The 17,634-nt window shown below is 70.3% G+C and carries 17 protein-coding genes; 10 read left to right on the top strand and 7 right to left on the bottom strand.

The window, feature by feature from the left end; genetic code table 11:
* Positions 1 to 72 precede the first annotated feature (72 nt).
* The gene (gene pafA, locus BST38_RS16655; RefSeq protein WP_104864914.1) at positions 73 to 1,431 is read left to right on the top strand and encodes a Pup--protein ligase; all 1,359 of its coding nucleotides are present in this window, start codon (positions 73 to 75) and stop codon (positions 1,429 to 1,431) included.
* Between the two features lie 25 nt (positions 1,432 to 1,456).
* Here the strand turns inward: pafA and BST38_RS16650 are convergent, their stop codons facing one another.
* Positions 1,457 to 2,044 (bottom strand): class I SAM-dependent DNA methyltransferase, encoded by a 588-nt coding sequence (locus BST38_RS16650; RefSeq protein WP_083144458.1) that lies wholly within the window; start codon positions 2,042 to 2,044, stop codon positions 1,457 to 1,459.
* Between the two features lie 71 nt (positions 2,045 to 2,115).
* On the opposite strand from BST38_RS16650, the gene BST38_RS16645 reads away from it, so the two are divergent.
* The 6 genes from BST38_RS16645 (at position 2,116) to BST38_RS16620 (ending at position 9,036) form a co-directional block, all read left to right on the top strand.
* Positions 2,116 to 3,144 carry a helix-turn-helix transcriptional regulator gene (locus BST38_RS16645; RefSeq protein ID WP_083144457.1) on the top strand — a complete coding sequence of 343 codons (1,029 nt, stop codon included), beginning with the start codon at positions 2,116 to 2,118 and terminating at the stop codon, positions 3,142 to 3,144.
* Positions 3,141 to 4,124, top strand: coding sequence for a helix-turn-helix transcriptional regulator (locus BST38_RS16640; protein WP_083144456.1), 984 nt, complete (start codon positions 3,141 to 3,143; stop codon positions 4,122 to 4,124). The genes BST38_RS16645 and BST38_RS16640 overlap by 4 nt, the downstream gene beginning before the upstream one ends.
* Positions 4,125 to 4,155: 31 nt before the next feature.
* A complete protein-coding gene (gene tatA / locus BST38_RS16635) occupies positions 4,156 to 4,419 on the top strand; it encodes a Sec-independent protein translocase subunit TatA (protein WP_083144455.1) in 264 nt (87 codons plus the stop codon).
* 72 nt (positions 4,420 to 4,491) lie between these two features.
* On the top strand, positions 4,492 to 5,442 hold the full coding sequence (gene tatC, locus BST38_RS16630; protein WP_083144454.1) for a twin-arginine translocase subunit TatC: 951 nt from the start codon (positions 4,492 to 4,494) through the stop codon (positions 5,440 to 5,442).
* Positions 5,426 to 8,188 carry a DEAD/DEAH box helicase gene (locus tag BST38_RS16625; RefSeq protein ID WP_083144453.1) on the top strand — a complete coding sequence of 921 codons (2,763 nt, stop codon included), beginning with the start codon at positions 5,426 to 5,428 and terminating at the stop codon, positions 8,186 to 8,188. The genes tatC and BST38_RS16625 overlap by 17 nt, the downstream gene beginning before the upstream one ends.
* Positions 8,189 to 8,244: 56 nt before the next feature.
* Positions 8,245 to 9,036: a DUF4333 domain-containing protein gene (locus BST38_RS16620; RefSeq protein WP_083144452.1), complete on the top strand. Its 792-nt coding sequence runs from the start codon at positions 8,245 to 8,247 to the stop codon at positions 9,034 to 9,036.
* 10 nt (positions 9,037 to 9,046) lie between these two features.
* Here BST38_RS16620 and BST38_RS16615 read toward each other — a convergent pair whose 3' ends face one another.
* Complete coding sequence (locus tag BST38_RS16615) at positions 9,047 to 10,018, bottom strand: 5'-3' exonuclease (protein WP_083144451.1); 972 nt, start codon at positions 10,016 to 10,018, stop codon at positions 9,047 to 9,049.
* 114 nt (positions 10,019 to 10,132) lie between these two features.
* Between BST38_RS16615 and BST38_RS16610 the strand changes: the two genes are divergently transcribed.
* Complete coding sequence (locus BST38_RS16610; protein ID WP_083144450.1) at positions 10,133 to 11,263, top strand: M24 family metallopeptidase; 1,131 nt, start codon at positions 10,133 to 10,135, stop codon at positions 11,261 to 11,263.
* 6 nt (positions 11,264 to 11,269) lie between these two features.
* Here BST38_RS16610 and BST38_RS16605 read toward each other — a convergent pair whose 3' ends face one another.
* Positions 11,270 to 11,683, bottom strand: a complete 414-nt coding sequence (locus BST38_RS16605; protein ID WP_083144449.1) for a F420-dependent biliverdin reductase — start codon at positions 11,681 to 11,683, stop codon at positions 11,270 to 11,272.
* Between the two features lie 35 nt (positions 11,684 to 11,718).
* Here BST38_RS16605 and dprE2 point away from each other — a divergent pair, with 35 nt between their 5' ends.
* Positions 11,719 to 12,462, top strand: a complete 744-nt coding sequence (gene dprE2, locus BST38_RS16600; protein ID WP_083144448.1) for a decaprenylphospho-beta-D-erythro-pentofuranosid-2-ulose 2-reductase — start codon at positions 11,719 to 11,721, stop codon at positions 12,460 to 12,462.
* Positions 12,463 to 12,553: 91 nt separating this feature from the next.
* Positions 12,554 to 13,741 carry a precorrin-6y C5,15-methyltransferase (decarboxylating) subunit CbiE gene (gene cbiE, locus BST38_RS16595; protein ID WP_083144526.1) on the top strand — a complete coding sequence of 396 codons (1,188 nt, stop codon included), beginning with the start codon at positions 12,554 to 12,556 and terminating at the stop codon, positions 13,739 to 13,741.
* On the opposite strand, the gene BST38_RS16590 is transcribed toward cbiE, so the two are convergent.
* The 4 genes from BST38_RS16590 to BST38_RS16575 form a co-directional block, all read right to left on the bottom strand.
* Positions 13,704 to 14,786, bottom strand: coding sequence for a phosphotransferase family protein (locus BST38_RS16590; protein ID WP_083144525.1), 1,083 nt, complete (start codon positions 14,784 to 14,786; stop codon positions 13,704 to 13,706). The genes cbiE and BST38_RS16590 overlap by 38 nt on opposite strands.
* Positions 14,787 to 14,826: 40 nt before the next feature.
* A complete protein-coding gene (locus tag BST38_RS16585) occupies positions 14,827 to 15,450 on the bottom strand; it encodes a TetR/AcrR family transcriptional regulator (protein WP_083144447.1) in 624 nt (207 codons plus the stop codon).
* Positions 15,451 to 15,520: 70 nt separating this feature from the next.
* Positions 15,521 to 17,002, bottom strand: coding sequence for a precorrin-2 C(20)-methyltransferase (locus BST38_RS16580; RefSeq protein ID WP_083144446.1), 1,482 nt, complete (start codon positions 17,000 to 17,002; stop codon positions 15,521 to 15,523).
* A complete protein-coding gene (locus BST38_RS16575; RefSeq protein ID WP_083144445.1) occupies positions 16,999 to 17,625 on the bottom strand; it encodes a precorrin-8X methylmutase in 627 nt (208 codons plus the stop codon). The genes BST38_RS16580 and BST38_RS16575 overlap by 4 nt, the downstream gene beginning before the upstream one ends.
* Between the last annotated feature and the right edge of the window lie 9 nt (positions 17,626 to 17,634).

Below are 17,634 nucleotides of genomic sequence, written 5' to 3'. Positions count from 1 at the left end.
ATCCACAGGGGCGCCCTCGTGATGCGAGTGTCCGGCCGACCTGTGAGCCAGACAACAAGTAGTCTCGATGAGGTGCAGCGACGAATCATGGGCATCGAGACCGAATTCGGGGTGACCTGCACGTTCCACGGCCACCGACGACTGAGTCCCGACGAGGTCGCCCGCTACCTTTTCCGCCGGGTGGTGTCGTGGGGACGTAGCAGCAACGTGTTCCTCCGCAACGGTGCGCGCCTGTATCTGGACGTGGGCAGCCACCCGGAGTACGCGACGGCCGAATGCGACAGCCTCACCCAACTGGTCACCCACGACCGCGCCGGTGAGCGCGTCCTCGAAGACCTGCTCATCGACGCCGAACAGCGCCTCGCCGACGAGGGCATCGGCGGCGACATCTACCTGTTCAAGAACAACACCGACTCGGCGGGCAATTCGTACGGCTGCCACGAGAACTACCTGATCGTGCGGGCCGGCGAGTTCTCCCGGATCTCCGATGTGCTGCTGCCGTTCCTGGTCACCCGCCAGCTGATCTGCGGCGCCGGCAAGGTGCTGCAGACGCCCAAGGCGGCGACCTACTGCCTGTCGCAGCGCGCCGAGCACATCTGGGAGGGCGTCTCCTCGGCGACGACCCGCTCGCGCCCGATCATCAACACCCGCGACGAGCCGCACGCCGACGCCGAGAAGTACCGCCGGCTGCACGTGATCGTCGGCGACTCGAACATGAGCGAATCCACCACGATGCTCAAGGTCGGGTCGGCGTCGCTGGTGCTGGAGATGATCGAAGCCGGTGTCGCGTTCCGCGACTTCTCGCTGGACAACCCGATCCGCGCGATCCGCGAGGTCAGCCACGACCTGACCGGGCGGCGCCCGGTGCGGCTGGCGGGCGGGCGGCAGGCCAGCGCGCTCGACATCCAGCGCGAGTACTACGCCCGTGCGGTGGAGTACCTGCAGAGCCGCGAGCCCAACACCCAGATCGAGCAGGTCGTCGACCTGTGGGGGCGCCAGCTCGACGCGGTGGAGAGCCAGGACTTCGCGAAGGTCGACACCGAGATCGACTGGGTGATCAAGCGCAAGCTGTTCCAGCGCTATCAGGACCGCTACAACATGGAGCTGTCCGACCCGAAGATCAGCCAGCTCGACCTGGCCTACCACGACATCAAGCGGGGCCGCGGCGTGTTCGACCTGTTGCAGCGCAAGGGGCTGGCCGCCCGCATCACCACCGACGAGGAGATCGAGGCCGCGGTCAACACCCCGCCTCAGACCACCCGGGCCAAGCTGCGCGGCGAGTTCATCAGCGCCGCCCAGGAGGCCGGCCGTGACTTCACCGTCGACTGGGTGCACCTCAAGCTCAACGACCAGGCTCAGCGCACCGTGCTGTGCAAGGACCCGTTCCGCTCGGTCGACGAGCGGGTGAAGCGGCTCATAGCTTCTATGTGAGTGGGCGTCTATGTGAGCCGGGCGTCTATGTGAGCCGGTGCACGCTCACCGCGTAGTCACCGCCGTCGTACGGGGCTCGGTCCCACGTCGACCAGCGGTCGGTGAGCGTCAGGCCCGCCGCGGCGGCGATCTCGTCGTAGCGCTGCAACGTCAGCCGTCCCGGCGCCAGCTGGAAGCCCGCGACCACCAAGCCACCGGGCGCGAGCAGGCGCGCCAGCGCCGCGACCACGGCCTCCTCCGTGCCGCGGGCCAGGAAGATCATCACGTTGCCCGGCAGCGCGACCACGTCGAACGTCTCGTGCAGATGTCTGTCGGCGTCCACCAGGTCCGCCTCCACCCACCGCAGCGCCGGCGCCTTGGCCCGTGCGGCCTCCAGCATCCCCGGGTCGGCGTCGACCCCGACCACCGAGTAGCCGCGTGCGGCGAGTTCGATTGCGACCCTTCCGGTTCCGCAGCCGGCGTCCAGGACGCGGGCGCCGCCGGTGCGGCGCAGCAGCTCCTCGATCAGGTCCGCCTCGCCGTGCACGTTCGCCCCGGACGCCGCCAGCTGCTGCCAGCGGGCGTCGTAATCGCGGCCGCGCGGCCGGTCGGACTGCTGCCATCGGGTGCCCATCGCATCGATTGTGCCCGGACTCGCACATCGCCTGTCGAACGGGATGTGCCGCGCACCCTAAGCTCGTAGCCGTGGCGATCTCGAAAGTCGAACGCTTGATGAACCTGGTCATCGCGTTGCTGTCGACGCGGTCCTTCATCACCGCCGACCGCATCCGCGAAACCGTGTACGGCTATTCGGGTGAGGCCAGCGACGAAGCGTTCTCGCGGATGTTCGAGCGCGACAAGAACGAACTGCGCGACCTGGGCATCCCGCTGGAGACCGGCCGGGTGTCCCCGTCGGACCCGACCGAGGGCTACCGGATCAACCGCGACGCGTACGCGCTGCCCGCGGTGGAACTGACCCCGGACGAGGCCGCCGCGGTCGCCGTGGCCACCCAGCTGTGGGAATCCCCGGAGCTGATCACCGCCACCCAGGGGGCGCTGCTGAAACTGCGCGCCGCGGGTGTCGACGTCGAGGCGCCCGAGGGTGACGTGGCCATCACCTCCACCGGCGCGCTGCCCGGGCTGCGCGGCTCCGAGGAGGTGCTCGGAATCCTGTTGTCCGCCATCGACTCCGGACGTGCGGTCACCTTCCCGTACCGTCCGTCGCGCAGCGAGCCGTACACGACGCGGACGCTGGAGCCGTGGGGTGTGGTCACCGACCGGGGCCGCTGGTATGTCGTCGGCCACGACCGCGACCGCGATGCGATCCGGACCTTCCGGCTGTCCCGCATCGGCCCCGAGGTGCGGCCGACCGGGCCCGAGGGCGCGGTGCGCAGACCCGAGGACGTCGACCTGCGCGGCATCGTCGCCAAGGTGGTCGGCGAGTGGCCGACGGCCGGGCAGGCCACGGTGTGGGTGGCCGACGGGCGCGCCACCGCGCTGCGCCGCCGCGGCACCGTGGTCCGGTCCAGGACGATCGGGGGACGCGCGGGGGAGGAGATCACCATCGACATCGGCATGTTCGACCGGCTCGCCAGGGAGGTCGCCAGCTACGGCGCCGACGCGCTGGCGCTGGAACCGGAATCGCTGCGCGACGAAGTCATCGCGCGGCTGGAGGCGCATCTGGCGACTGTCGACGCGGGCATCGAGGCAGGCAAGGGGGCCGAGACCCGGTGACCGCCATCAGCGCCCGGCTGGTGCGGCTGCTCAACATGGTGCCGTACTTCCAGGCCAACCCGAAGATCACCTACACCGAGGCCGCCTCCGACCTCGGGGTCAGCGTCAAACAGCTGCGCGACGATCTCAACCAGCTGTGGATGTGCGGGCTGCCCGGCTACGGACCCGGTGACCTAATCGACTTCGAGTTCTCCGGCGACACCATCGAGGTCACCTTCTCGGCCGGCATCGACCACCCGTTGCGGCTGACCTCGCCCGAGGCCACCGGTGTGCTGGTGGCGCTGCGCGCGCTGGTCGACGTGCCGGGGATGGTCGACCCGGAGGCCGCCCGCAGTGCGATCGCGAAGATCGAATCCGCGGCAGGGGCCGTCGGCCACGTCGAGGGTGCGGCCGTCGACGAGCCGGCACCGGTCGAGAGCGAGGCCGCCGCGGCGGTGCGCACCGCGGTGCGCGACGACCGGGCGCTGGCCATCGAGTACTACTCGGCGTCGCGCGACATGCTGTCCAGCCGGGTGGTCGACCCGATCCGGGTGGTGCTCGTCGCCGACCACAGCTATCTGGAGGCCTGGTGCCGGACCGCCGAGTCGGTGCGACTGTTCCGGTTCGACCGCATCGTCGACGCGCGCGTGCTCGACGAACCGGCGGTGCCGCCACCCCCGGCGGTGCGGTCCGGCCCGGACACCTCGCTGTTCGACCCGGACACCGCCGATCCGTCGCTGCCGACCGCGACCCTGCTGATCGACCGTTCGGCGTCGTGGATGTTCGACTACTACCCGCTGCGGGTGCGCAAGGAGTTCCCCGACGGGTCCTGCGAAGCGTCGATGACGTACGCCTCCGACCAGTGGATGACGCGGTTCGTGCTGGGCTTCGGCGCCGCGGTGCGGGTACTTGCCCCGGCCGGGCTCGCCGAGCAGGTCCGGCAGTCCGCGTCGGCCGCGCTCGCGGCGTATCGGGTCGGCATCGACTCCGCCGGCGAGTAAGCTGAGCGCCAGACGTCTGGAGGTAACCAAATTGGGTGGTCTACAACCCTGGCACTGGGTGATCGTGATTGCCGTGTTCGTCCTGCTGTTCGGCGCCAAGAAGCTCCCGGACGCGGCACGCTCGCTGGGCAAGTCGATGCGCATCTTCAAGTCCGAGATCAAGGAGATGCAGTCGGATTCGAACCCGACATCCCATTCGACCGGGCCGGAGCAGTCCGCGCAGCCGACGCAGATCACGTCCGAGCGGGTCGTGGAGCCGTCGACGAACCCCAGTTCGGACAAACGCCCGGCCTGACCGGACAATTCGCAGGACGCGGCTACGGCCGCGTTCGTGATTTCGCGGCTGTGAGCAGCAATTAGGCCCCCTGTGCAGATACCCGGACTCTTCAAGAAGCTCGACCCCCGGCAGCGGCGGTCCCGGGTCAACCCCGACGGCACGATGTCGCTGGTCGACCATCTGACCGAACTGCGCAGCCGGCTGCTGATCTCGGTGGCCGCGGTGCTGCTGACCACCATCCTCGGATTCCTGTGGTACAGCCACGGCGTGCTCGGCCTGCCCAGCCTCGGTGACTGGCTGCGGGGTCCGTACTGTTCGCTGCCCGACTCGGCGCGCGCGACCATCGCACCCGACGGCGAATGCCGGCTGCTGGCCACCGCGCCGTTCGACCAGTTCATGCTGCGACTCAAGGTGGGCATGACCGCGGGCATCGTGCTGGCCTGCCCGGTGTGGCTCTATCAGATGTGGGCCTTCATCACCCCCGGGCTGTACGCCAAGGAGCGCCGGTTCGCGGTCGCGTTCGTCACGGTCGGTGCGGGTCTGTTCGTCGCGGGCGCCCTGCTGGCCTACATCGTGCTGGCCAAGGCGTTGGGGTTCCTGCTCACCGTCGGCAGCGACGTGCAGATCACGGCCCTGTCCGGCGACCAGTACTTCGGATTCCTGATCAACCTGCTGCTGGTGTTCGGGATCAGCTTCGAGTTCCCGCTGCTGATCATCATGCTGAACCTGGTCGGCGTGCTGACCTACGAGCGGCTGCGCGCGTGGCGGCGCGGCCTGATCATGGGTCTGTTCGTGTTCTGCGCGTTCGTCACCCCCGGCTCGGATCCGTTCTCGATGCTCGCGCTGGCGCTGGCGATGACGGCGCTGATGGAGGTCGCGATCCAGATCGCGCGGATCAGCGACAAGCGCAAGGCCCGCCGCGCCGCTCTCGACGACGTCCCCGACGACGAGGCCGCCCCGATCGGCACCGCCGAACCCGTCGAGGCGCCGACCGCGGTGCCCGCCCCGTCGCGACTTGTGATTGATGACGACGCGACCTGAGGTGTCCGACGGTTCGTCCGCGGACAGTCTCGCGGCGTTCACCGCGCTGTTGCCGTTCTCGCTGGACGACTTCCAGGTGCGCGCCTGTGAGGCGCTGGCCCAGGGGCACGGCGTGCTGGTCTGCGCACCCACCGGTGCGGGTAAGACGATCGTCGGCGAGTTCGCGGTGCATCTGGCCCTGGCCGCCGGGCGCAAATGCTTCTACACCACCCCGATCAAGGCGCTGAGCAATCAGAAACACAACGACCTGGTGGCCCGGTACGGGCCCGAACGCATCGGCCTGCTGACCGGTGACCAGTCGATCAACGGTGACGCCGATGTCGTGGTGATGACCACCGAGGTGCTCCGCAACATGCTCTACGCGGATTCGCCGGCCCTGCACGGCCTTTCCTACGTCGTGATGGACGAGGTGCACTTCCTCGCCGACCGGATGCGCGGTGCGGTGTGGGAGGAGGTGATCCTGCACCTGCCCGAGGAGGTGCGGCTGGTGAGCCTGTCGGCGACGGTCAGCAACGCCGAGGAGTTCGGCGGCTGGATCAAGGCGGTGCGCGGCGACACCACGGTGGTGGTCGACGAGCACCGGCCGGTGCCGTTGTGGCAGCACGTCCTGGTCGGCAAGCGACTGCTCGACCTGTTCGACTACCGCGCGTCCGGTCCGGCCGGACGCAACCTGCTCGTCGACCCGGAGCTGCTGCGCCACATCGCGCACCGCCGCGAGGCCGACCGGCTGCTGGACTGGCAGCCCCGCGGCCGCGGCAGACAGGGCCGCCCGCAGGGGGTGTACCGCACGCCCGGGCGGCCCGAGGTGATCACCGTGCTCGAGCAGGCGCGGCTGCTGCCCGCGATCACCTTCATCTTCTCCCGCGCGGGCTGCGACGCCGCGGTCAAGCAGTGCCTGCGGTCGTCGCTGCGGTTGACCACGCACGAGGAGCGGGCCCGCATCGCCGAGATCGTCGACCGCCGCACCGCCGACCTCAACGACACCGACCTGATCGTGCTCGACTTCCACGAGTGGCGCGAAGGGCTGCTGCGCGGCCTGGCCGCCCACCACGCGGGCATGCTCCCGACGTTCCGCCACACCGTCGAAGAGCTGTTCACCGCCGGTCTGGTGAAAGCCGTGTTCGCCACGGAGACGTTGGCGCTGGGCATCAACATGCCGGCCCGCACGGTGGTGCTGGAGCGGCTGGTGAAGTACAACGGCGAGCAGCACATGCCGTTGACGCCGGGGGAGTACACCCAGCTGACCGGCAGGGCCGGGCGGCGCGGCATCGACGTCGAGGGCCACGCCGTGGTGCTGTGGAACCCTGACGTCGACCCCGCCGAGGTCGCCGGGCTCGCGTCGACCCGGACGTTCCCGCTGCGCAGTTCGTTCACCCCGACCTACAACATGACGATCAACCTGGTCCACCAGATGGGTCCCGAGCAGGCGCACCGGCTGCTGGAGCGGTCGTTCGCGCAGTACCAGGCGGACCGTTCGGTGCTCGGCCTGGTGCGCGGGGTCGAGCGCGGGGAACGGATGCTCACCGAACTCGCCGCCGAGATGGGCGGCCGCGACGCGCCGATCCTGGATTACGTTCGTCTGCGCGGAAAGATCACCGAACGCGAACGCGCACAGTCGCGGGCGTCGCGGTTGCAGCGCAGGCAGGCCACCAACGACGCGCTGGCGGCGCTGCGCCGTGGCGACATCATCTCGATCTCGCACGGCAAGCACGGCGGGCTGGCCGTGGTGCTCGAACCCGCGCGCGACGACGACGATCCGCGGCCGCTGGTGCTCTCCGAACATCGGTGGGCCGGCCGGATCTCGTCGGCCGACTACGCAGGCGCGGCCGGTCCGCTCGGCAGGATGTCGCTGCCCAAGCACGTCGAGCTCCGTAACCCGCGGGCCCGGCGTGACCTGGCCTCCGCGCTGCGGTCGGCGGCCGGCAACCTCGACGTCCCGTCGGCCCGGCGGCGCAGCGGTCCGGCACCCGAGGGCGACATCGACCCCGAGCTCATCGCGCTGCGGAACCGGGTCAAGGCCCACTCGGCGCATTCGCTGCCCGACCGGGAGGAGCGGGCCCGGCTGGCGGAGCGCTATCTGCGGGTCGAGCGCGACAACGCGCAACTGCGCCAGAAGATCTCGGCGGCGACGAACTCGCTGGCGCAGACCTTCGACCGGATCGTGGTGCTGCTGACCGAGCGCGGATTCATCACGACCACCGATGACAGCCCCGCGGTCACCGACGACGGCCGGCTGCTGGCCCGCATCTACAGCGAGAGCGACCTGCTGGTCGCCGAATGTCTGCGCACCGGGGTGTGGGAGGGCCTGGACGCCGCCGAACTGGCGGCCGCGCTGTCCTCGGTGCTCTACGAGTCCCGCCGCGACGGTCCGGGTGCGCAGGACGGTTCGGACATCCCGACCGGACGGCTGCGCCGCGCCCTGAACCGCACCCGCGCGCTGTCGGGTGAGTTGCGCGCCGACGAGCACCGCCACCGGCTCCCGCCCAGCCGCGAACCCGACACCGGTTTCGTCGCCGCGATCCATCGGTGGGCCGCGACCGGGGACCTGGCCTCGGCGCTGGCCGCCGGGGACACCGGGGGAACCGGCGCGTCGATGTCGGCGGGTGATTTCGTGCGCTGGTGCAGGCAGGTGCTCGATCTCGCTGATCAGGTGCGCAACGCCGCGCCGACACCGGCTTTGCGGGCGACCGCGAAACGCGCTATCAACGACGTTCGGCGCGGCGTCGTAGCTGTTGATGCCGGGTAGTGTGTTGTCGCAGCAGGCCCCCGTCGCACCAGGCGCGCGGATGACCAAGGAGAGAAATGAGCGGACCGCAGGGATCTGACCCGACGCAGCCGTGGCCGGGTCAGCAGCCTGAGCAGGGCGACCAACCGGCCGGCGACGCGAATCAGGGCGCGGCGAATCAGGGTTGGCAGCCGCCCAGCACCGAGCAGCCGGCTTGGCAGCCGCCTGCCTACCAGCCGCAGCAGTATCCGCAGTATCAGCAGCCGACGCAGCCGCCGACCTATTCGCCGCAGCAGTACCCGGCGCCGGATCAGTACGGCCAGCAGCAGCCGACCGAATACAACCCGGCCGCGTATCCGCAGCCCGGTCAGTACAGCCAGCCCGGCGGTTACCCGCAGCAGCCCGGCCAGTACGGGCAGCCCGGCCAGTACGGACAGCCGGGGCAGTACGGACAGCCCGGACAGCCCGGTCAGTACGGCCAGTACCCGGGGGCGCCGGGGTATCCGGCGCCGGGCCAGGAGGGCGGGTCGAAGCGCTCGATGGCGGTCATCGGCGGTGTCGTCGGTGTGCTCGTCGCCATCGTGCTGGCAGCGGTGCTGGTGCTCGGTTTCTGGAAGCCGGGCTTCTTCGTGACCACCAAGCTCGACATCGACGCCGCCCAGACCGGTGTCCGTCAGATCCTCACCGACGAGACCAACGGTTACGGCGCCAAGAACGTCAACGACGTCAAGTGCAACGACGGGGTGAGCCCGACGGTCAAGAAGGGCGACAGCTTCAACTGCGAGGTCAGCATCGACGGCACGAAGCGCCAGGTGACGGTGACCTTCCAGGACGACAACGGCACCTACGAGGTGGGACGCCCGAAGTAGCGCCCCGGCGTCACCCGGGCAGCGCGTCCAGCGCTGCCTGGAGACGCCCGATCGACGACGACACGCCGTAGCGTTCCGCGAGTTCGACGACTTTGCGCGGGTCGCGGGCGGACAGGGGCAGCTTGTCGCCGTCGGTGGACCAGTCCACTTCAGCGTCGGTGGCCACCCGCACCACCGGCTCGGCCTTGCCGATGTAGTCGGCGGCGGCCAGCAGCTTGTTGCGGTGCGCCTTCGACAGTTTCGACGACGGGTCTTGGGCCGCAACGAGAATGCGGTCCAGGGAGCCGTGCTGGGCCAGCAGGGTCGCCGCGGTCTTCTCCCCGATGCCGGGGACCCCGGGCAGCCCGTCGGACGGGTCTCCGCGCAGCAGCGCCAGCTCGGCGTAGGCAGGCCCGGCGCGGTCGATCGGCACGCCGTAGGTCTCGGCGACCTCGTGCGGGCCGTACTTGACCGCCTTGGCCAGGCCGCGCCCCAGGTACAGCACCCGGACGGGGACCGGTTCGTCGCGAACCAGTTGCAGCAGGTCGCGGTCGCCGCTGACGACCACCACCGGATCTCGGCGTTCCCGCTCGGCGAGCGTGCCGAGCACGTCGTCGGCCTCGCACTGCGGCGCACCCGCGGTGGCGATCCCGAACGCGTCGAGGATCTCCATGATCATGTCGACCTGCGGGGTCAGCTCGTCGGGAACCTCCTCGACATCCGGTTCGCCGGAAGGGTTCTCCTCCAACACCCGATGCGCCTTGTAGGACGGGATCGCATCGACACGCCACTGCGGCCGCCAGTCGTCGTCACGGCACACCACGAGCCGGTGCGGGCGTTCCCGGGTGATCACGGTCGCGACGGCGTCGAGGAATCCGCGCAGCGCGTTGACGGGCCGCCCATCCGGCGCGGTGATCGAGGACGGGACACCGAAGAACGAACGGAACCACATGCTCGCGCCGTCGAGGAGCACCAGTGAGGGTTGGGTGGCCATGCGCGCCATCCTGCCAGGTCGCCTTTCCCCGCGAGCAGACACAAACTCGCACACTCTCGCGGCGTGTCATGCGAGTTTGTGTCTGCTCGCGGAGGAGTCCGGCCCGGCACTAGCCTGGACGGTATGACGGAAGCTCGTTTCGGGACCGCCGTGTACGCGAACCGACTGCGCGCCGCCGCGTCCGCCGCCGCGGATGCCGGGCTGGCCGGTCTGGTCATCACCCCCGGCTACGACCTGCGCTATCTGACCGGATCGCGGGCGCAGACCTTCGAGCGGCTCACCGCGCTGGTGCTGCCGGCCGTGGGGGACCCGACGATCGTGGTGCCCCGTCTGGAACTCGCCGCGCTGAAGGAGTCGGCCGTGGCCGAACTCGGTGTGGCGGTTCGTGATTGGGTCGACGGTGAGGACCCGTACCGGATGGTGGCCGAGACCCTCGGCGGGCACGGGCCACAGCAGGTTGCGGTGACGGATTCGATGACCGCGCTGCACCTGTTGCCGCTGGCCGAGGTGCTGGGCACGGTGCCGGTGCTGGCCACCGACGTGCTGCGCCGGCTGCGGATGATCAAGGATCCCGCCGAGATCGACGCGCTGCGCAAGGCGGGCGCCGCGATCGACCGGGTGCACGCGCGGGTCCCGGAGTTTCTCGTCCCCGGCCGCACCGAGGCCGACGTGGCTGCCGACATCGCCGAAGCGATTGTCGCGGAAGGACATTCAGAGGTCGCCTTCATCATCGTCGGATCGGGGCCGCACGGCGCCGACCCGCACCACGAGTGCTCCGACCGCGAGTTGCAGGCCGGTGACATCGTCGTGGTCGACATCGGCGGTCCCTACGATCCAGGCTACAACTCCGATTCGACACGCACCTACAGCCTCGGCGAGCCCGACCCTGAGGTCGCACGCCGGTACGCGGTGCTCCAGCGGGCCCAGCGCGCCGCGGTCGACGCGGTGCGTCCCGGGGTCACCGCCGAGCAGATCGACGCGGCCGCCCGCGATGTGCTCGCCGCCGAGGGCCTGGCGGATGCGTTCGTGCACCGCACCGGACACGGTATCGGGCTGTCCGTGCACGAGGAGCCCTACATCGTCGCCGGGAACACGCTGCCGTTGGCCGAGGGCATGGCCTTCTCGGTGGAGCCGGGGATCTACTTCCCGGGACAGTGGGGCGCGCGCATCGAGGACATCGTGGTGGTGACCGCCGACGGTGCCCTGTCGGTCAACAACCGGCCGCACGACCTGGTCGTGGTGCCGGTGCCCTGAGCCCGGTCAGGCCTCGCCGCGGTCGAGCAGCCGGGACGAGCCCAGCACCCGCTGAACCCGAACCTCGATCACGACGCGCTTCGGGTTCGGCCGCGGGGTGCGGTAGCGCTGCGCGTAGCGCCGTTCGGCGTCGCGGACCGCGTCGGGGTCGGAGTTCACGGTGGCTGCACCCTCCAACGACAGCCAGCGGGCGCCGTCGACCTGGCTGAGCACCGCGACGCCGCGTTGCTCGGCGTTGACGGCCTTCTGGGAGCCGCCGGTGGTGATGACCCGGGCGATGTGGGTGGCCGGGTCGAAGGTGAACCCGACGGCGACGACGTGCGGCGAGCCGTCCGCGCGCAGGGTGGTCAGCATCGCCAGATGGCGTTCGGTCAGGAACTCGAGCGCATCGTCGGTCAGTCGTGTCGTCGGCTTCGGCATCGGGGTCCACGCTAGCGCAGGAGATAATCGGCGCTGTGAGCGATACCGGCCTGGTCGTCGTGTTCGGCGGCCGCAGTGAGATCGGTGGGGAGCTGGCGCAGCGGCTGGCCCCCGGAGTGACGGTGGTGCTGGCCGCCCGCAGGTCCGCGGATCTGCAGGCGGAGATCGCCGCGGTGCGGCAGGCGGGGGCGACTGCGATGCACGCGGTCGAGTTCGACGCCGACGACCTGGCCGCACACGAGGCCGTCGTCGACGCGATCATCGCCGAGCACGGGCCGATCGGCACCGCGGTGCTGGCGTTCGGGATCCTCGGCGACCAGTCCCGCGCCGAGAAGGACGCCGCGCACGCCGCGTCCATCGCGCACACCGACTACGTCGCGCAGGTGAGCTTGTTGACGGTGCTCGCCGACCGGATGCGCACAGCGGGTTCGGGGACGCTGGTGGCGTTCTCGTCGATCGCCGGGTACCGGGTGCGCCGCGCCAACTACGTGTACGGTTCGGCCAAGGCGGGGCTGGACGGATTCTGCAACGGGCTTTCCGACGCGCTGCACGGCACCGGGGTGCGGCTGCTGCTGGTGCGGCCGGGATTCGTGATCGGAAGGATGACCGAGGGAATGTCGCCCGCGCCGTTGTCGAGCACGCCCGCGCAGGTCGCCGACGCGACGGTGAGGGCGCTGCGCAAGGGCCGGACCACGGTGTGGATCCCGGCGTCGCTGGCGGTGCTGGCTTGCGTGTTCCGGATGATGCCGAGGTGGATGTGGCGGAGGCTGCCGCGGTGATGAGCGCTTGCGCGAAGAACAAACAGCTGATGAGCGCTTGCGCGAAGAACAAAAAGCTACTGATGAGCGCTTGCGCGAAGAACAGACGGTCATGATCGTCGTCGTGGGTATCGGCGCCGACGGGATGTCGGGGCTTCCGGCCGCGTCGAAGGACGAGTTGGCCAGGGCGACAGTCGTCTACGGGTCGCGGCGGCAGCTCGAGCTGCTCGACGACAGCGTCACCGCGACACGTCGCGCGTGGCCGTCGCCGCTGCTGCCCGCCTTGCGCGCACTTGGTGACGACACCGACGGCGACGTCCACGTGGTCGCCAGCGGCGACCCGTTGCTGCACGGCATCGGCAGCACGTTGATCAGGATGTTCGGCGCCGACCGGGTCGCCGTGCTGCCGCACGTGTCGTCGGTGACGCTGGCGTGTTCGCGGGTCGGCTGGCCGGTTCAGGACACCGAGATCATCAGCCTGGTCACCAACGATGTGCACACCGCGGTGCGCCGCGGCGGTCAGGCCGTGGTGTTGTCGCGCGACGGTTCCAGCCCGGTGGCGCTGGCGCGGTTGCTGACCGCGACCGGCCGCGGCGACTCGGAGCTGACGATCCTCGAACAGCTCGGCGGCCCAAGGGAATTGCGGCGTTCGTCCACGGCGCGGGAATGGGCGGCCCGGCCACCCGGGGACGTCGACGACCTCAACGTGATGGCGGTGCGGTACCTGCCCGACGAGCGGCGTTACGGCGCGCTGCCCGACGACGCGTTCGCCCACGACGGACAGATCACCAAACAGGCGGTCCGGGCGGCCACCCTGGCGGCGCTGGGGCCGCGGCCCGGCGAACTGCTGTGGGACGTCGGGGCCGGATCCGGCAGTGTCGCGATCGAGTGGTGCCTGTCCGGGCCGGGTTGTCGCGCCGTGGCGTTCGAACGCGATGAGACCCGGCGGGCACGGATCACCGGAAACGCCGATACGTTCGGCGCGCGCGTCGACACGGCGGCGGGAGCGCCCGAGGCGTTCGCGTCGGTGCCTCCGCCGGATGCGGTGTTCGTCGGCGGCGGGGTCAGCAGCCCTGGCCTGATCGAGGCCTGCTGGGAACACCTCCGTGCTGGCGGCCGGATCGTGGTCAACGCTGTCACCGTCGAGTCCGAAGCCGTGCTGGCGCAGTGGTATTCACGACACGGCGGCGAGTTGCGGCGCTACCAGCACTACCGCGGGGACGCGGTCGGCTCGTTCACCGGATGGCGTCCGGCGATGCCGGTCACGCAGTGGTCGACGACGAAGCCTCATACGACCTGACCAGGTCGATCGCGCCGAGCTCGCGGATCGCGCGACAACCGCGGTGCAGCATGGTCAGGATCATCTCGTCGCCGCGTTCGGTCGACGCCGCGAACGCGAACCCCAGCGTGGTGATCAGCGGCGCCTGGAACACGCCGAGCCGATAGTCCTGCCAACAGGTTTCGACGTCGTACCCGGTGACGCCGTGCCCGACGAGTGCGGCGTGGTAGCGCTCGACGAGGTCGCGTTCGACGGTCGCGCGGTCCTCGGGAAGCAGGCTGGTCGCGGTGAAGTATGCCAGATCCCTTGTCGGCAAACCGATCCCGACGGTCTGCCAGTCGACGACGGTGACGCGGGTGCGGTCGGGGTCGTAGAGCAGGTTGTCGAGCCGGTAGTCGCCGTGCATCAGCGAGAATCGGTCCGGTTCGGCCATCAGCCACGGCGTGACCAGGCCCATCGAGGTCAGCAGCGTGTCGCGGTCCTCGTCGCTGACCGAGCCGCCGAGCTTGTCGAGCGTCATGTTCGCCGCCATCACCGCGACGTCCCCGAGGCCCTTCGAGGCGGCCTCGTCTCCCGGCTTGGGCATCACGATCGACGGCAGGTCGAAGAAGCGGCGGTCACCCCAGCTGGGGCCGTGCAGACCGGCCAGCGCCTCGACGGCCAGCGTGGCCTCCGCGGTGCTGCATCCGGCGATCTGGTCACCCTGTTCGGCCGGCGCCATGTCGGCCAGGATGAGCACGAAATCCGAACCGTCCGAGGAGATCTCGCTGTGGAAGCAGTCCGGGACGGGAACCGCGACATGGGTGGTGATCGACGAGTAGAAGTCGACCTCGGACAGGTAGCCCAGCGCGACCCGCTCACGCACCGCGTCGTCCTGGGCGGGCAACTTGACCGCGAACGTGGTGGGCCGATCCGCCGACGGTGACGGGTAGGCCGCGCTCACCCGGTACGTCGCGCCGGTCTGCCCGGTGCCGATCGCGGTCACGGTGACGTCGTCGACCTCGGTTCCGAGTGCCGAGCCCAGCCACTGTGGGGTGATGTCTTCCGGGGTGCGGGGGATGCTCACGGCGCCGTCCTTCGGGGTTTGATGCTCTTCGCGCAAGCGCTCATCGGTGGTTGTCCTCGTCGTTGAGGTAAATCGTGCGCAGCCATACGGATTCGGCCGCGGTCAGCAGGTCTTCGCGGCTGAGCCGGCCGCCGACGGTGTAGCGCTCCATCAGGCGGTCGTTGAACTCCAGCAGGATGCTGGCAAGGATCTCGGGTGCGGGCCCGCCCGGCGCGCGCCCGCCGTCGCGTTCGGCGGTGATCATCTGCGCGACGGTCGGGACGAAGGTCTCTCGGGCCTGATCCCACACGTCACGGATCGACGGGCTGGTCGCGCGTGCCTCGAGCATGGCCTGCAGCAGGTAGCGGTGCTCGTCGACGGTGTCGAGCAGGGCCTCGAGCATGCCGCGGATGCGCCGACGCGGGGGTCGGGTGGTGTCGGTGAGGATGTCGCCGGCCAGGAAGCCGTCGTCGTACATCGGCTCGAGCAGAGCGGCCACACCCGCGGCCTTGTTCTCGAAGTAGAAGTAGAACGCCGAGCGGGTCACCCCGGCGCGGCGGGTGACGTCGGCGATGTTGAGTGCGTCGAAACCCGATTCCCGCAGATGATGGTTCAGGGATTCCAGGATCGCGACGCGGCGCAGGTCGCTCTTCTGTGGTTGACGCCGGTCGGTCGGGGACCGCACCGGTAGTCCTCGCTGCACGCGCGGAGATTAACCTGCGGTTCTGACGACTGTCAATTATGTACGACGCTTGTCAACTCGGCGGATAGCGGCGCAGCGTGAACACCCGGTCCGCGCCGTCGGCGCTGCGGTGCCAGCGGGTCTGGGTGGAGCCGATGATCAGCAGACAGCGCATGTCGACGGCGGCCGGGTCCAGGTCGCCCAGCGCGGTCACCGTGACCGACTCGTGCGGACCGCCGACGTCGCGCCCGATCACCACCGGGGTGGCCGGATCGCGGTGCTCGAGGAGCAGATCGCGCATCGCGCCGACCTGCCAGGTGCGCGACTTCGACGCCGGGTTGTAGATCGCCAGCACCATGTCGGCCGCCGCGGCCGCCGACAGCCGGCGCACGATCACGTCCCAGGGCTTGAGCCGGTCCGACAGCGAGATCACCGCGTAGTCGTGCCCGAGCGGCGCACCGACCCGGCTCGCCACGGCCTGGGCGGCGGTCATCGCCGGGATCACCCGGACCTCGACGCCCGGCCACTGCTCGGCCTCTTCGAGCACCGCGGTCGCCATCGCGAACACCCCGGGGTCCCCGGAGGACACCACCGCGACCGCGCGGCCCTGCTGGGCGAGTTCGCACGCCAGCCGGGCCCGCGCGGGTTCGTCGGTGTTGTCGGAAGGATGTCTGCGCTGCCCGTCGCGCAGTCCGACCCGGTCCAGGTACGGCCCGTACCCGATCAGGTCGGTCGCCGCGGCGAGCTCGTGGCGGCTCTGCGAGGTCATCCACCCGGTGTCGCCGGGGCCGAGCCCGACGACCGCGACCGAGCCGGTGCCCGCGCGTCTGCGCCCGTCACCGGGGAGCATCGCGAGTGCGAAGTACGGCACCGATCCGTCGTCGACATCGGCGGCGGGCAGCACCCGCTGCCGTTCGGTGCTGGCGCGCTCGACGTAGAACGCGTCGTCGAGCCGGCCCGCCCCCGAAAGCGCTTGCCGGACAGCGGGGTAGGAGCGGCCGAGCTTGAGGATCACCGCGGCGTCGGTGTCGGCGAGGCGGCGTTGCAGCTCGGCCTGCGGCAGTGTGCCGGGCAGGATCGTCAGCACCTGGTCGCCCTGCACCAGCGGTGTCGACACCGCGGCCGACGCCGCGCTGACCGACGTCACCCCGGGCACGATGACCGCGTCGAATCGCTGCGTCAACCGCGTGTGCATGTGCATGTAGGAGCTGTAGAACAGCGGGTCACCCTCGGCGAGCAACGCGACGTCGCGCCCGGCGTCGAGGTGCGCGGCGATCCGGTCGGCGGACTCGCGGTAGAAGTCCTCCATCGCGCCGGCGTAGCCGCCCGGATGGTCGGACGTCTCGGTGGTCACCGGGTAGACGAGGTGCTCCTCGATCTGGCCGTCCCGCAGGTACGGCTCGGCGATACCGCGTGCGATGCTGCGGCCGTGGCGGGCGCTGTGGTAGGCGACCACATCGGCCGCACCGATCACCCGGGCCGCCTTGACGGTGACCAGTTCAGGGTCGCCGGGCCCGAGCCCGACACCCCAGAGTGTTCCCTGACGAGTGCTCATTCTTCCTCTGCCGCAATCGAGTTCACCGCGGCGGCGGCCATCGCGCTGCCGCCGCGCCTGCCCGTAACCACGAGGTAGGACATGCCTCGCGGACGGTCGATGAGTTCCTGTTTGGACTGCGCGGAGCCGACGAACCCGACCGGTCCGCCGAGCACCGCCGCCGGTGCGGCCAGCCCGTCGTCGACGAGCTCGAGCAGGCGGAACAGCGCGGTCGGCGCATTGCCGACCGCGAACACCGCGCCGGGGATGCGTTCGGCCCACAGGTCGACCGCGGCGGCCGACCGGGTGCTGCCCAGCTCGGCGGCGAGGTCGCGGGCACGCGGATCGGCCACCAGCGACACCACCTCGTTGTCGGCGGGCAGCCGCGACCGGGTGATGCCGGCGGCCACCATCGACGAGTCGCACAGGATCGGGGCGCCGGCCGCCAGCGCGGCATGCGTGCGTGCCACCACGTCGGGGGTGAAGGCGACGTGCTCGGCGACGTCGACCTGCCCGCAGGTGTGGATCAGCCGCACCACCACGCGGGCCACGTCCTCGGGGAACCGCGCCAGATCCGCCTCGGCACGGATGGTCGCGAACGACTGGCGATAGATCTCCGCGGCGTCGCGGATGTAGTCGAGCACCCGCTCACC

The sequence above is a fragment of the Mycolicibacterium parafortuitum genome (genome assembly GCF_002086815.1).
GTDB lineage: Bacteria > Actinomycetota > Actinomycetes > Mycobacteriales > Mycobacteriaceae > Mycobacterium > Mycobacterium parafortuitum.
This window is presented reverse-complemented; position numbering and strand designations above follow the sequence as displayed.

Coding starts and splice junctions, on each gene's coding strand:
- BST38_RS16650 (WP_083144458.1), bottom strand. CDS start 2,044: ATGGGCACCCGATGGCAGCAGTCCGACCGGCCGCGCGGCCGCGATTAC.
- BST38_RS16610 (WP_083144450.1), top strand. CDS start 10,133: ATGACGGAAGCTCGTTTCGGGACCGCCGTGTACGCGAACCGACTGCGC.
- BST38_RS16605 (WP_083144449.1), bottom strand. CDS start 11,683: ATGCCGAAGCCGACGACACGACTGACCGACGATGCGCTCGAGTTCCTG.
- BST38_RS16625 (WP_083144453.1), top strand. CDS start 5,426: ATGACGACGCGACCTGAGGTGTCCGACGGTTCGTCCGCGGACAGTCTC.
- BST38_RS16580 (WP_083144446.1), bottom strand. CDS start 17,002: ATGAGCACTCGTCAGGGAACACTCTGGGGTGTCGGGCTCGGGCCCGGC.
- BST38_RS16615 (WP_083144451.1), bottom strand. CDS start 10,018: ATGGCGCGCATGGCCACCCAACCCTCACTGGTGCTCCTCGACGGCGCG.
- cbiE (WP_083144526.1), top strand. CDS start 12,554: ATGATCGTCGTCGTGGGTATCGGCGCCGACGGGATGTCGGGGCTTCCG.
- BST38_RS16620 (WP_083144452.1), top strand. CDS start 8,245: ATGAGCGGACCGCAGGGATCTGACCCGACGCAGCCGTGGCCGGGTCAG.